A 14,103-nucleotide genomic window follows, 5' to 3' on the forward strand; every position below is an offset into this window, starting at 1 on the left:
CGCATGGTCGAGCGCGTGCCAGCGTCGTTCTCTCCAGCACGCATCAGGGCCGCCTTCGTTGGAAGGCGGACCTTGATGCGCTGCTGTTCCCTGCTCGCGATCGTCGGCCTTGTCCTAGCGTTGGCAGGCTGCGCACGCACGGAAGATACGCGCACCACGGTGCGCTTCTGGGTGATGGGTTACGAAGGCGAGGTAGTGGCGAAACTGCTGCCCGAATTCGAACGCCAGCATCCCGACATCCATGTCGATCTGCAGATCGTGCCGTGGCTGTCGGCGCACGAAAAACTGCTGACCGCGTTCGCGGGCGATTCGCTGCCCGACGTGTGCCCGATCGGCAACACTTGGATCCCGGAGTTCGCTGCGCTCGGTGCGCTGGATCCGCTGGATGACCAGATCGCCGCCACGCCGGGCTTCGACCAGGCGGATTTCTTCCCCGGCGTCTGGGACACCGGCGTGATCGACGGGCGCGCGTACGCGGTGCCGTGGTATGTCGAGACGCGCCTGCCGTTCTACCGTCGCGATGTACTGGCGAAAGCCGGCGTGACGACGCTGCCCACCAGCTGGGCCGAGTGGCGCATCGCGTTGCGGAAGGTCAAGCAGGTGGCGGGCGAGGGCAACTACTCCATCCTGCTGCCGCTCAACGAGTTCGAACCGCTGCTGAGCCTGGCCATCCAGCAGCCCGAGCCGCTGCTGCGCGACGGTGGCCGGTACGGCAATTTCCGCAGCGAAGGTTTCCGCCAGTCGCTCGGCTTCTACAAGGAGATGTTCGACCAGCAGTGGGCGCCGGTGGTGACCAACAACCAGATCTCGAACGTGTGGGACGAATTCGGCAAGGGCTTCTATTCGTTCTACATCTCCGGTCCCTGGAACATCGCCAAGTTCAAGGAGCGCCTGCCCGCCGCCCAGCAGGATGACTGGATGACCATGCCATTGCCCGGCCCCAACGGCCCTGGCGCCTCGCTCGCCAACGGCACCAGCTTCGTGGTGTTCAAGAACTCGCCGAACAAGGCCGCGGCCTGGAAACTCATCGCCTGGCTGTCGTCGCCACAGGTGCAGACCGAATTCCATGCGCTGACGGGCGATCTGCCGCCGCGCCGCTCCCCGTGGCTGACCCCGGCGCTGGCCGATGATCCGTACGCCAAGGCCTATCGCGAGCAGCTGGAACGCGCCGTGTCGACGCCCAAGGTGCCCGAGTGGGAGCGCATCGCCACGGAAATGCGGCTGGTCGGCGAGCAAGTGGCCAACGGGCGCCTGACGGTGGATCAGGCCGTCGAGGAGCTGGATCGTCGCGCCGACCGCATCCTCGAGAAGCGGCGCTGGATGTTGGACCACGCCGACAAGGCAGGGGCCGCGCCATGAGGTCGACCCATGCGCTCGCAGGTTGGCTGTTCGCCGCGCCGGCATTGACCGTCATCGTCGTGTTCTTCGGCCTCCCGGTGCTGGCCGCGTTCGTGCTGAGCCTGACCGACTTCGACATCTATGCGCTGGCCGACATCGGCAACCTGCGCTTCGTCGGTGTGGACAACTATGTCGGCCTGCTGCAGAACCCGTTGTTCTGGAAATCGCTGGGCAACACGGTCTACTTCGTCGTCGTCGGCGTTCCGCTGTCGGTCGCGGTCTCGCTGGGTGCGGCGCTGCTGCTGCATTCCAAGCTCGGGCGTTTCAAGGGTTTCTTCCGCACCGCGTTCTTCGCGCCGGTGGTCACCACGGTCGTCGCGGTCGCGGTGATCTGGCGTTATCTCTTCCACACCAAGTACGGCCTGGTGAACTGGGGACTGTCCTGGGTGGGCATCGATCCGGTGGACTGGCTGGGCGACCCGACCTGGGCCATGCCGACCATCATTCTGTTCGCCGTGTGGAAGAACTTCGGCTACAACATGATCATCTTCCTCGCCGGCCTGCAGAGCATCCCCGAGGATCTCTACGAAGCCGCGCGCATCGACGGCGCCTCGCGCTGGGCGCAGTTCCGCCACGTGACCCTGCCTCAGCTGGGGCCGGTGCTGCTGCTGGTCGGCATCCTGACCATGGCCGGGTATTTCCAGTTGTTCGCCGAGCCCTACGTGATGACCCAGGGCGGCCCGCTGGAGAGCACCAAGAGCGTGCTCTACCTGATGTACGAAGAAGGCTTCAAGTGGTGGAACCTGGGCAATGCATCGGCGGTGGCGTTCCTGCTCTTCATCCTGATGACGGCCGTCACCAGCGGCCTGCTGTGGTTCGCCCGCAAGCGGGGCGTGGAATGAACCAGCGCCTCGCTTCGATCGTCGTCAACGGCCTGCTGGTGGCGCTGGCCGTCCTCAGCCTGGGGCCGCTGCTGTGGATGCTGTCGGTGTCCTTCATGCAGACCGGCGAGGCGGGACACTTCCCGCCGCCACTGCTGCCGGCCGCTCCCACGCTGGACAACTACCGCGACCTGTTCGTGCGCGCCGGCATGGGTCGCTATCTGATCAACAGCTTCATCGTCTCGACCAGCGTGATGCTGCTGTCGCTGCTGTTCAACACGATGGCGGGCTACGCGTTCGCCAAGTTGCGCTTCAAGGGCCGCGACAGCACCTTCCGCGCGCTGCTTGCCGCGCTCGTCATCCCCGCGCAGGTCGCGATGATGCCGTTGTTCCTCTTGCTGAAGCAGATGGGCCTGGTGAACACCTATGCCGGCGCCATCGTGCCCGGCATGGCGGCGATCTTCGGCATCTTCCTGGTGCGCCAGTACGCGCGCTCGATCCCCGACGAACTGCTCGAGGCCGCGCGCATCGACGGCGCCAGTGAGGCCCGCATCTTCTTCCAGATCGTGTTGCCGGGCCTGAAGCCGATCCTGGTGACGCTGGCGATCTTCAGCTTCCTCGGCGCCTGGAACGATTTCATGTGGCCGTTGATCGTGCTGAGCGACGATGCGCTGCAGACCCTTCCCGTGGCGCTGGCGGCGTTGTCGCGCGAACACGTGATGGACTACGAACTGATGATGGCCGGTTCGGTCGTCACCATCCTGCCGGTGCTGCTGCTGTTCCTCGTGCTGCAGCGCTACTACATCCAGGGCTTGCTGCTGGGCAGCGTGAAGGGCTGAGCCCGTCGCGCTGTCGCCCTCCGACGGAGATCACAACATGGTGTCGACTTTCGCCCGCCTCACGGCCGGATGGACAGCGCTCGCGGCGGTCTGCGCCAGCGCCCACGCGGCCAATCCGGTGCGCGTACTGGATGCGTTCGATGACGCGTCCACGTGGCGCGTGGTCACCTCCAACCAGGTCAGTGGTGCGCTGCGGACCGTGGAGGGCGTCGACGGCAAGGCGATGTGCCTGGATTACGATTTCAACGGTGTGTCGGGCCATGCGGGCATTCAGCGCGACCTGGTGCTGGAGTATCCGCAGAACTACCAGTTCGGTTTCCAGCTGCGCGGTGACTCGCCACGCAACGACCTGCAGTTCAAGGTCATCGATGCCAGCGGCGACAACGTATGGTGGGTCAACCGGCCGAAATACGACTTCCCGACCGCGTGGACGCCGGTGCGCTACAAGACGCGTCACATCGACAAGGCCTGGGGCCCGGATCCGGATCGCGTGCTGCGCAAGAGCGTCAAGCTCGAATACACCATCTACAACAACGTCGGCGGCAAGGGCTCGGTCTGCTTCGATCAGCTGACCTTCCAGCCGTTGCCCGTCGATGACGGCGCGCCGCTGACCGGCAAGGCGAGCGCGAACGTCGCGTTCCCCGCCGGTGCCGCGTCGCTGGCGGTGGATGGCAAACCCGATACCGCCTGGTCCGCGGACCTGCACGGCAACCAGGACCCGCAGCTGACGCTAGACCTGGGCAAGGTGCGCGAGTTCGGCGGCCTGGTGCTCGACTGGAAGGCGGGTCAACACGCATCCGACTACCTCGTGCAGCTGTCCGACGATGGTGCGCGTTGGCGCGACGTGCGCACGGTGGTGGACGGCAACGGTGGGCGCGACTACCTCGCGCTGCCGGAATCGGAAGCGCGCTACGTGCGCATCGTGATCGGCGACGGCCCGGGCAACGCGTTCGCGCTTGCCGGGCTGGACGTAAAGCCGCTGGCGTTCGCCGCGCATCCGAACGACGTGATCAAGGCGATGGCGGCCGATGCGCCGAAGGGCTGGTTCCCACGCGGATTCAGCGGCGAACAGCCGTACTGGACCATCGTCGGACTGGACGGCGGGCGCGAGCAGGGCCTGATCGGCGAGGACGGCGCGATCGAGATCGCAAAGGGCGGCATCAGCGTCGAGCCGTTCGTGCAGGTCGATGGCCGCTGGGTCGGCTGGTCCGATGTGCAGGCGACACAGTCGCTGCAGGACGGCTACTTGCCGATGCCCACGGTCACCTGGACGCACCCGCAGTTCTCGCTGTCCACCACGGCGTTCGCGGCCGGCACGCCCGGCGACTCGCGCGTGGTCGCACGCTATCGCCTGACCAACACGGGCACCGCGCCGCGCGACTATGCGATTGCCCTCGCTGTGCAGCCGTGGCAGGTCAATCCGCCCAGCCAGTTCCTCAACACGACCGGCGGCTTCAGCCCGATCCATGCGCTCGCAGTGCGCGATGGCGTGGCGAGCGTGAACGGACGTGCCAGCCTGCGGTTCGCCGCGCCGGATGCCGTGCTGGCGTCGCGTTTCGATGAAGGCATGGTGCGCGAACGCATCGAAGAGAGCGACGCGTCGAAGGCGGCCACCGCATCGGTCGACGGCGACGCGACGGGCCTGGCCTCTGGCGCGGTGATCTACCGCTTCACCCTGGCGCCCGGTGCGAGCCGGGACATCGACTGGGTCGCACCGCTTGAAGGCGCGTTGCCGGCGCGTATCGATGCGGCGCGCGACCAGCAGGCGATAGCGGGGACCTGGCGGAAGAAGCTCGACGAAATGAAGCTGCAGGTGCCGGCCGAAGGCCAGCCGGTCGCCGACACCCTGCGCACCGCACTCGCGCACATGCTGATCTCGCGGATCGGGCCGCGCCTGCAGCCGGGCACGCGCTCGTACTCGCGCAGCTGGATTCGCGACGGCGCCATGATTTCCGAAGGCCTGCTGCGCCTGGGTCGTCCGGAAGTGGTGAAGGAGTACGTCGAGTGGTATGCGCCGTACCAGTTCAAGAATGGCAAGGTGCCGTGCTGCGTGGACGACCGCGGCAGCGACCCGGTGCCGGAGAACGACAGCCACGGCGAACTGATCTTCAACATCGCCGAGTACTACCGCTACACGGGCGACAAGGCGTTCCTGAAGGCGATGTGGCCGCACGTGCAGGGCGCGTTCGCCTACATGGAAGAACTGCGCCTCAGCGAGCGCACGGAAGCCAACCGCGCGGTCAACGCGGCGTTCTACGGGATGATGCCGGCCTCGATCAGCCACGAAGGCTACTCGGCCAAGCCGATGCATTCGTACTGGGACAACTTCTGGGCGCTGCGCGGTTACAAGGATGCCGTCGAAGTGGCCGAAGCGCTGGGCGAGGCGGGCGAAGCCCAACGCATGGCCGCGTCGCGCGACCAGTTCCGCGACGACCTTTACGCCTCGCTGCGTGCGGCCACCGAGCGCAACAAGATCGACTACCTGCCCGGGGCGGCCGAGATCGGCGACTTCGACCCGACCTCGACCACCATCGCGCTGGCGCCGGGCGGCGAACAGGGCATGCTGCCGGCCGACTTGCTGGACAACACCTTCCAGCGCTACTGGCGCGAGTTCGTGCAGCGCCGTGATGGCCAGCGCGAATGGAAGGACTACACGCCGTACGAGTGGCGCAACGTGGCCGCGTTCGTGCGGCTGGGGTGGCGCGAGCGGGCGTGGGAGGTGCTGGATTTCTTCTTCGACGATCGCGCGCCGCAGGCCTGGAACCAGTGGGCGGAAGTGGTGTCGCGCACGCCGCGCAAGCCGTTCTTCGTCGGCGATCTTCCGCATGCGTGGGTCGCCTCGGATTTCGTGCGCTCGGCGCTGGACATGTTCGCCTACACCCGCGAAGCCGACGACAGCCTCGTGCTGGCGGCGGGCGTGCCGGCGGCGTGGCTGGACGGCGAGGGCATCGCCATCGACGGGCTGCGCACGCCGAACGGCGCGCTCGGCTACCGGCTGCGAAAGACGGACGGGCAGCTCCAGCTCGACGTGAAGGCGGGCATGACGCTGCCGGCCGGTGGCCTGGTGTTGCCGTGGCCGTACGCGAGCGAGCCGGGCGAAACCCGCGTCAACGGCAAACCGGCGCAGTGGAAGGACGGCGAGCTGCGCATCACCACGCTGCCGGCGAAGGTCAGTATCCGCGCACGTTGAGCGCACGACGGATGGGGATAGAGTAGGCGCGGCTCCTGCCAGCGCCTCTTGCCATGAACGCCGATGACCCCCGAATGCCGCTCTGGCCGCTGCCGCTGCTGATCGCGCTGCTGTTCCTGGTCGCGGCGCATGCGGCCTACCTGCTGTCGATCCAGGCCGGCCATGTTCCGGCCTGCGTGCCGTATCTCGAGGGCTGCGTGTCGATCAGCCGCGCCGCCCGTCATGGCGACGGCAACCACCTGTTCCGACTGCTGGTGATCCCGTGCGCCGTGCTGCACGCACTGGTGTGGTGGCTGGCCCGGCTCTGGCTACGCGGAGGCCGGCTGATGCTTGCTTTAGGTGCGATGTCGGCGATTGCGTTGGCGGTCTATGCCACTTTTCTCGGCACCGAAGGCGAGGCCTACCGCTTCCTGCGCCGCTACGGCGTGGTGGTGTACTTCGGCTTCGGCTATCTCGCGCAACTGGCGCTGATGCGTCGCGCGTCGCGCATGCAGGCACTGCCAGCGAGCGTCATCGCGTGGATGTCGTGGATCGCGATGGCGATGCTGGGGCTGGGCATCGCGAATGTCGTGGCGGGGCTGGCGGTCTCGGACCCTGTGGCGAAAGACCGCTGGGAAAACATCTTCGAGTGGTGGCTCGGCCTGCTGATGGTCGGCTGGTATGGCGTGCTGGCCTTCAGCTGGCGGCGACAGCGTGTCGCTGTGACGCTGCCGGCAAATACATAGCGTAGTCCTTCGCCGAAAGGATGATGGGTCGCTAAGTGTTATCGATCCATAAGATGTGGCCAAAGCCGACGCGACGAATACCCTCCGAGAATTCCCAGCGGAAGCCGGGAACGAACGTGGCGACATCCTGCTTGGGGACCACGAAAACACAGGTCGCCTCACATGTTTCGCTTGGTACTAGCCAGTCGATGTCGATGAAATCGATCTGCCCAAAGACGTAATAATCTCTGCCGGGTAGACGATGATTTGGACGTATACCGGAGCCAAATCCAGGTCGACCGAACATCGCGCTTTGATCGAGTGAGATCTCAGCGCGAAACGTCAGTGTCTCGTATGCGTTCTCTTCCATCTCGACGGCTAACCCTTTGGCTGCCTCAGCCGCGCACACCCTTGACGATGGCGGCGGCCTTGGCCGAGCTGGCGGTGACCTTGTCCCACTCGCCGTTGTCGAGCCAGCTCTTCGGCACCATCCACGACCCGCCGATGCAGACGACGTTCGGCTGCGAGAGGTAATCGGCCGCGGTGTCTTCGGTGATGCCGCCGGTGGGGCAGATCTTCAGCTCGGACAGCGGACCGGCCAGGCCTTTCAGCATCGCCAGACCGCCCACGGCGGTGGCGGGGAACAGCTTGCAGACGCGGAAGCCTCGGCCCATCAGCGACAGCAGTTCGGTCGGGGTCGCGGCGCCGGGCACCACCGGGATGTCGGCGGCGGCGAGCGCATCGGCGAGTGCGGGCGGGGTACCGGGCGTCACGAGGAAGTCCGCGCCCGCATCGATGGACTGCGTGATCTGTTCGGTCGTCAGCACCGTGCCCGCGCCGATCACGATGTCCGGCAGTTCCTTCTTCAACATCGCCAGCGCCTCCATCGCCACCGGCGTGCGCAGCGTCAGCTCGATCGCCGGCAGGCCGCCCTTGAGCAGGGCTTCGGAAACGCGGCGCGCCTCGTCCAGCGTGTGCACGGTGACGACCGGCAGGATGCCGGCGGCGCGGAGGAGGGATTCGGCTTTCTGCTGGCGGGCTTCGATGGTCATGCGGAGAGAGTCTGGAAGAAGGAGGGCTCAGGCGTCTTTGGCTTCGTGCGGCGCGTCGGCGGCATACATGGCATCGCCGAGCTCGTACTCCGCATCGTACTCCCACGTGCCGTCGTGGAAGGGCAGGCCGCAGGACACCGACATGCCGCCGCGGTCCGCGGGTGTCACCACGTCGCGGTTGATCGCGAACAGGTTGCGGCCCAGGTCCAGCGCGGCAGGTGAGGTGTTGGGTGCGATCTCGCGCGATGCCCATTCAGTGGCGTCGACGAGCGCTTCGAGCGTGCCGGCTTCGGCATCGAGGCGCAGGATGTCCCCTTCGCGCAGCTTCGCCAGCGGACCACCACGCGCGGCTTCCGGCGTCAGGTGGATGGCGGCGGGAATCTTGCCCGACGCGCCCGACAGGCGACCGTCGGTGACCAGCGCGACGCGGCGGCCCTGGTTCTGCAGCAGGCCCAGCAGCGGCGCCAGCGAATGCAGTTCCGGCATGCCGTTCGCGCGCGGGCCCTGGTAGCGGACCACGGCGACGAAATCCTGCGGCAGCGCGCCGGCGGCGTGCAGCTTGTTGAGCGCGCGCGGGTCGTCGACGACGACGGCCGGCGCTTCGATGAAGCGGTACTCCGGCTTCACGGCCGAGGTCTTGATCAGCGAGCGGCCGAGGTTGCCGCGCAGCAGGCGCAGGCCGCCCTGAGCTTCGAACGCACGCGCGACCGGGCGCACCACGTCCTCGTCGGCGCTCTGCGCGATGCCGGGGGCATAGGCGAGACCGCCGTCCTGCAAACGCGGCTCGTCGCAGAACGCGCGCATGCCACCGGGCACGATCGTCGGCAGGTCGTGCATCAGGCCCGCGTCGAGCAATTCGCGGAAGACGAACTGGGTGCCGCCGGCCGCGGCGAAACGGTTCACGTCGGCTTCGCCGTTGGGATACACGCGCGCCAGCAGCGGCACGGTCTGTGCGATCAGGTCCATGTCGTCCCACGTCAGCACCACGCCGGCCGAGCGTGCGACCGCGATCCAGTGGATCGTGTGGTTGGTGGAACCGCCGGTCGCCATCAGCGCCGCCATCGCGTTGACGATGGCGCGCTCGTCGATCAGGCGCCCGATCGGCCGGTAGTCGTCGCCCAGCGCGGTGATGCGCAGCGCGCGCTCGGCGGCGGAGCGGGTCAGCACGTCGCGCAGCGGCTGGTCGGGATTGACGAACGACGTGCCCGGCAATTGCAGGCCCATCGCTTCCAGCAGCACCTGGTTGGAATTCGCGGTGCCGTAGAACGTGCAGGTGCCGGCAGCGTGGTAGCTCGCGGCCTCCGCCTCAAGCAATTCTTCGCGCGTGGCCTGGCCAGCGGCGTAGCGCTCGCGCACGGCGGCCTTTTCCTTGTTGGGAATGCCGGGCGTCATCGGGCCGGCCGGTACGAACACCGCGGGCAGGTGGCCGAACGCCAGCGCGCCGATCAGCAGGCCGGGCACGATCTTGTCGCACACGCCGAGGTAGAGCGCGGCGTCGAACATGTCGTGGCTCAGCGAGATCGCCGTGGCCTGCGCGATGATGTCGCGCGAGAACAGCGACAGTTCCATGCCGGGACGACCCTGGGTCACGCCGTCGCACATGGCCGGCACGCCGCCGGCAACCTGCGCGGTGGCGCCGAGGTCGCGCGCGACCTGGCGGATGATCTCGGGGTAATGCTCGAACGGCTGGTGCGCCGACAGCATGTCGTTGTAGGCGTTGATGATGCCGAGGTTGGGCGTGGCATCGGCGCGCAGGCGGCCCTTGTCGGTCGGTCCGCAGGCAGCGAACGCGTGCGCCAGGTTGCCGCAGCTCAGTCGCTCGCGCTGCGGACCTCCGTGGTGCGCGGCATCGATGCCGTCGAGATAGGCGCGGCGCAACGGGGCGCTGCGTTGGCGGATGCGTTCGGTGACTTCCTGGATGCGGGGGTGCAGGCTCATGGGCGTAGGGCTAGGCTGCAGACGTGGGAATTCTGCATGTCGTGGCGGAAAAGGTCGTGAGAAGCGCGCCGCACCCGGGGCTCCACGTGCGGAGCGGCAGGACGGAGGAAGACGGCGACGGCATGCTGCTTTCTACCGCCTTTGACGCAGGCGCGAAAGCGACCAAAGCCAGACCAGTCTTGGTGCACACCGCTGCATCGTGCTGCGATGCAGCGCGCAAATGCGCGAAACCTCAGGCGCGCGCGGGTTGTCCCGAGCCGAACAACTCGACGGCGTACGCCGCCGCACCGAGCAGGCCGGGACGCGGGTGCACGTTCGCGAGCGTCGGCACGCGGCCCATCGCCGGCGAGAACCGGCCCTTGTGTTCGAAGCGCTGACGGAAGCCGGAATGCTGCAGCGACGGCAGCAGCTTCGGCACCAGTCCGCCGGTGAGGAACACGCCATCCCATGCGCCGGTGGTGAGCACCAGGTCGCCTGCGATCGCGCCGAACACGGCGCAGAACACATCCAGCGTGCGCACGCAGCGCGGATCGCCGGCGGCGGCGCGCGCGGTGACGTCTTTCGGTTCCAGCGGACCACCCGGATCCTCGCCCGCGATTTCGCTGAGCGCGCGATACAGGTTGACCAGGCCGGGGCCGCAGATCAGGCGTTCGTTCGACACGCGGCCGAACTGCGCGGACAGGATTTCGAGGATGCGGATTTCTTCCGGCGTGCCGGGCGGGAAGCTGACGTGGCCGCCTTCGGTTTCCAGCGGGTACGCGCGGCCGTCGCGGATCACCAGCGCGGCGACGCCCAGCCCGGTACCGGGGCCGATGACGGCGTACGTGCGTGGCACCGACAGCGGTGCGGGGTTCCAGCGCGCGCCGCCGATGGCGACCACGTCGCGCGGCGTCAGCAGCGAGACCGCCATGGCCTGCGCGGCGAAATCGTTGACCAGCTTCAGGCCCTGGAAACCGAGCGCCTGGCGCGTGCGGTTCACCGAGATGACCCAGGGATGGTTGGTGATGCGCGCTTCGTCACCATCGACGCGGCCGGCAACGGCGAACACACCGTTCTGGGCAGTGGCGCCGGTCTCGTCGAGGTAGTGCTGTGCGGCATCGGCGAGCGACGGGAAATCGGCCACCACGAACTCGCGCACGCTGTCGTCGAGCAGCGGAACCTCGGCATGCGGATCGGCCAGCGCGAAGCGCGCATTGGTGCCGCCGATATCGGCGAGGAGGACGCGATCAGCGTTGCTCATGCGGGAAACATCCTGTTCGCTGCAGTGTGGCTTCCGAAACTGGTCCGCTGCATTCGCCTGGTCGATCCTGTATTGCCGTGGAGTGGCCACGTCGCGTGGGCGGCGCATGATAGCGCGCACCTGCGCCGCGGGGATGTCGCGGCGCTCGCGTATGCGACATGCGTATACGTATGCGCGATTCCGGCATACGCGGGAGCGGGGGCGAGCGTGCGGAGCGAAGAAGAACGCATGGGCGGCAGGATGTGCGGTGGGGACTTCAGGACATCGGCGCCGGGGCCGCTTGCGCTGTGAAAACGGTTACATGGCAGAATAGCGCAACTTCCCCGCCCACGGAACGGGAAGCGAACACGTCGCCCGCGAGGGTGGCGGCTGCGACCGGGAGGGGCCCGGCGGCGGCAACCCAGCAGACGGGCGATGCCCGACCGGAGCAGTGATGGCCAGTGTCCAACTCGACCGCGTGCGCAAGGTGTACGACAACGGCCAGGTCGCCGTGCACGGGGCCAGTTTCGAGATCGCCGACGGCGAACTCATGGTGCTGGTGGGTCCGTCCGGTTGCGGCAAGTCGACGCTGCTGCGGATGATCGCCGGCCTCGAGGACATCACCGACGGCAACCTGTTGATCGGCGGTCGCCGCGTGAACGACGTGGCCCCGAAGGATCGCGACATCGCGATGGTGTTCCAGAGCTATGCGCTGTACCCGCACATGACCGTGGCCGAGAACCTCGCCTTCGGACTGAAGCTGCGCGGCGTGGCGCGTGCGGAGATCGAGCGGCGGGTCAACGCCGCGGCCGACACGCTCGGCATGACCCACATGCTGGGCAAGCTGCCGCGCGAGATGTCCGGCGGACAACGCCAGCGCGTCGCGCTGGGGCGTGCGCTGGTGCGCGAGCCATCGGTATTCCTGCTCGACGAACCGCTGTCGAACCTCGATGCCAAGCTGCGCCACTCCGTGCGGACCGAGATCGGGCGGCTGCATCGCCAGCTGGGCGCGACGATGGTCTACGTGACGCACGATCAGGTCGAAGCGATGACGCTGGGCCAGCGCATCGTGGTGTTGAAGGATGGCGAGATCCAGCAGATCGACACGCCGATGGCGCTGTACGACCGGCCGGCGAACCTGTTCGTCGCCGGCTTCCTGGGCAGCCCGGCGATGAACGTCCTGCAGGGCACGCTGCAGCAGGACGAAGGGTTGCGGTTGGTGCTCGACGGTGGTGCGGCCGTGCCGCTGGGGCCGGCGCCGGTCTCCAACGCGTGGCTCGGACGCCGCGTGGCGATGGGACTGCGACCTGAGCACCTGCAGCCGGCCGGCATCGGCAAGCCGGCGTTCGAGGCGCAGGTCGAGCTGATCGAGCCGGTGGGCAACGAGGTCTTCGTCAATCTGTCCTATGCCGGCCAGGCACTGGTCGCGCGCATGCCACCGCAGCACCTGCCCGAACCCGGTCACGCATTGCGCGTCACCCTGGAGAACGCCGTGCCGCATTTCTTCGATCCGGACAGCGGCATGCGGCTGGGTTGAACGAAAAAGGGAGGCCGAAGCCTCCCTTTTCTTTTACACGGGCGTCTTCGCCGTCAGCGGCGACTGACGGTGTGGACGGCCTGTGCTACGTAATCCAGGTTCTGCTGGTTCAGCGCAGCCACGCAGATGCGGCCCGTGCCGACGGCGTAGATGCCGAACTCATCGCGGAGGCGGTCGACCTGCGCCTTGCCCAGGCCGGAGTACGAGAACATGCCCGCCTGCTGCTGGATGAAGGCGAACTCCGGCGCGCCCAGCGCCGCCAGCTTGTCGACCAGGCCGGCACGCAGGGCATGGATGCGTTCGCGCATGCCGCCGAGCTCGTTCTCCCACAGCGCGCGCAGCTCCGGGCTGGCCAGCACGCCGGCCACCAGCGCGGCGCCGTGCGTGGACGGGCTGGAGTAGATCGTGCGGATGATGCGCTTGACCTGCGACTGCACCGCCTTGGCGGCGGTGGCATCGGGTGCGACCACCGACAGCGCACCGACGCGCTCGCCGTAGAGCGAGAACGACTTCGAGTACGAGTTGGCGACGACGAAACTGTCGATGCCAGCCTCGGCGATGATCCGCACGGCCGCGCCATCTTCGGTGATGCCCTTGTCGAAGCCCTGGTAGGCCATGTCGATGAAGGGGAACAGGCCGCGCTCTTTCAGCACGCCCGCCACCTGCTTCCACTGGTCGACCGTCAGGTCGGCGCCGGTGGGGTTGTGGCAGCACGCGTGCAGCAGTACGACGGTGCCCGGCTTGAGCTGGCCGAGGTCGGCGAGCAGGCCGGCGAAATCCAGGCCGTGGGTGGCCGCGTCGAAGTAGGTGTAGTCGACGATGTCGAAGCCGGCAGCGCCGAACACCGCACGATGGTTTTCCCAACTCGGGTTGCTGATCGCCACGGTCGCGTGCGGCAACAGTTTCTTCAGCAGGTCCGCGCCGACGCGCAGGGCGCCGCTGCCGCCGACGGTCTGGGTGGTGGCCACGCGGCCGGCGGCGACCAGGGCCGATTCCTTGCCGAAGACCAACTCGCGGGTCGCCGCGTCATAGGCGGCCAGGCCGTCGATCGGCAGGTAGCCGCGCGGTTTGGCGGCGGCGGCCAGCGCCTGTTCCACCTGACGCACGCAGTCGAGCAGGGGAATGCGCCCCTGTTCGTCGTAATAGATGCCGACGCCCAGGTTGACCTTCTGGGTACGGGGATCGGCGTTGTAGGCCTCGGTCAGCCCCAGGATGGGGTCGCCGGGCACCAGTTCGACGGATGCAAAAAGAGACACGGAATGTGGGCCGTTGGTGTGGGAGGGGGGAGGGGTGGAGCGGCCTGCGATGCTAACAGGCGCGGGCCTTTCCCGTACTTCCAGCCCGGGGCGGCGTACGGCGGCCGGAGGCCCGGGCACGGCGTGGCGGGGGCCGCTATACTCATTCG

11 protein-coding genes are annotated in these 14,103 nt (G+C 67.6%); 6 read left to right on the forward strand and 5 right to left on the reverse strand.

The genetic code is table 11. The features are described from left to right. Positions 1 to 75: 75 nt before the first annotated feature. The 5 genes from ACSION_RS09280 (at position 76) to ACSION_RS09300 (ending at position 6,973) form a co-directional block, all read left to right on the forward strand. Positions 76 to 1,359, forward strand: a complete 1,284-nt coding sequence (locus ACSION_RS09280; RefSeq protein WP_435305741.1) for a sugar ABC transporter substrate-binding protein — start codon at positions 76 to 78, stop codon at positions 1,357 to 1,359. Then, on the forward strand, positions 1,356 to 2,240 hold the full coding sequence (locus ACSION_RS09285) for a carbohydrate ABC transporter permease (protein WP_435305742.1): 885 nt from the start codon (positions 1,356 to 1,358) through the stop codon (positions 2,238 to 2,240). Before ACSION_RS09280 ends, ACSION_RS09285 begins: the two co-directional genes overlap by 4 nt. Continuing rightward, complete coding sequence (locus tag ACSION_RS09290) at positions 2,237 to 3,058, forward strand: carbohydrate ABC transporter permease (RefSeq protein WP_093485546.1); 822 nt, start codon at positions 2,237 to 2,239, stop codon at positions 3,056 to 3,058. Before ACSION_RS09285 ends, ACSION_RS09290 begins: the two co-directional genes overlap by 4 nt. 37 nt (positions 3,059 to 3,095) lie before the next feature. Then, complete coding sequence (locus ACSION_RS09295) at positions 3,096 to 6,248, forward strand: discoidin domain-containing protein (RefSeq protein ID WP_435305743.1); 3,153 nt, start codon at positions 3,096 to 3,098, stop codon at positions 6,246 to 6,248. A 74-nt stretch (positions 6,249 to 6,322) separates the two neighbouring features. Then, positions 6,323 to 6,973: a hypothetical protein gene (locus ACSION_RS09300; RefSeq protein ID WP_435305744.1), complete on the forward strand. Its 651-nt coding sequence runs from the start codon at positions 6,323 to 6,325 to the stop codon at positions 6,971 to 6,973. A gap of 31 nt (positions 6,974 to 7,004) precedes the next feature. Here the strand turns inward: ACSION_RS09300 and ACSION_RS09305 are convergent, their stop codons facing one another. The 4 genes from ACSION_RS09305 to glk form a co-directional block, all read right to left on the reverse strand. Then, a complete protein-coding gene (locus ACSION_RS09305; protein WP_435305745.1) occupies positions 7,005 to 7,322 on the reverse strand; it encodes a hypothetical protein in 318 nt (105 codons plus the stop codon). A 25-nt stretch (positions 7,323 to 7,347) separates the two neighbouring features. After that, entirely contained in the window at positions 7,348 to 8,004 is a 657-nt protein-coding gene (locus ACSION_RS09310) for a bifunctional 4-hydroxy-2-oxoglutarate aldolase/2-dehydro-3-deoxy-phosphogluconate aldolase (protein WP_435305746.1), read from the reverse strand. Between the two features lie 27 nt (positions 8,005 to 8,031). Beyond that, positions 8,032 to 9,942 carry a phosphogluconate dehydratase gene (gene edd, locus ACSION_RS09315; RefSeq protein ID WP_435305747.1) on the reverse strand — a complete coding sequence of 637 codons (1,911 nt, stop codon included), beginning with the start codon at positions 9,940 to 9,942 and terminating at the stop codon, positions 8,032 to 8,034. A gap of 232 nt (positions 9,943 to 10,174) precedes the next feature. Next, a complete protein-coding gene (glk, locus tag ACSION_RS09320; RefSeq protein WP_435305748.1) occupies positions 10,175 to 11,182 on the reverse strand; it encodes a glucokinase in 1,008 nt (335 codons plus the stop codon). Between the two features lie 433 nt (positions 11,183 to 11,615). On the opposite strand from glk, the gene ACSION_RS09325 reads away from it, so the two are divergent. Then, on the forward strand, positions 11,616 to 12,698 hold the full coding sequence (locus ACSION_RS09325) for an ABC transporter ATP-binding protein (RefSeq protein WP_435305749.1): 1,083 nt from the start codon (positions 11,616 to 11,618) through the stop codon (positions 12,696 to 12,698). A gap of 53 nt (positions 12,699 to 12,751) precedes the next feature. Here ACSION_RS09325 and ACSION_RS09330 read toward each other — a convergent pair whose 3' ends face one another. Beyond that, a complete protein-coding gene (locus ACSION_RS09330; RefSeq protein WP_435305750.1) occupies positions 12,752 to 13,954 on the reverse strand; it encodes an aromatic amino acid transaminase in 1,203 nt (400 codons plus the stop codon). Positions 13,955 to 14,103 lie beyond the last annotated feature (149 nt).

The sequence above is a fragment of the Pseudoxanthomonas sp. LjRoot125 genome (genome assembly GCF_964252705.1).
Lineage (GTDB): Bacteria > Pseudomonadota > Gammaproteobacteria > Xanthomonadales > Xanthomonadaceae > Pseudoxanthomonas_A.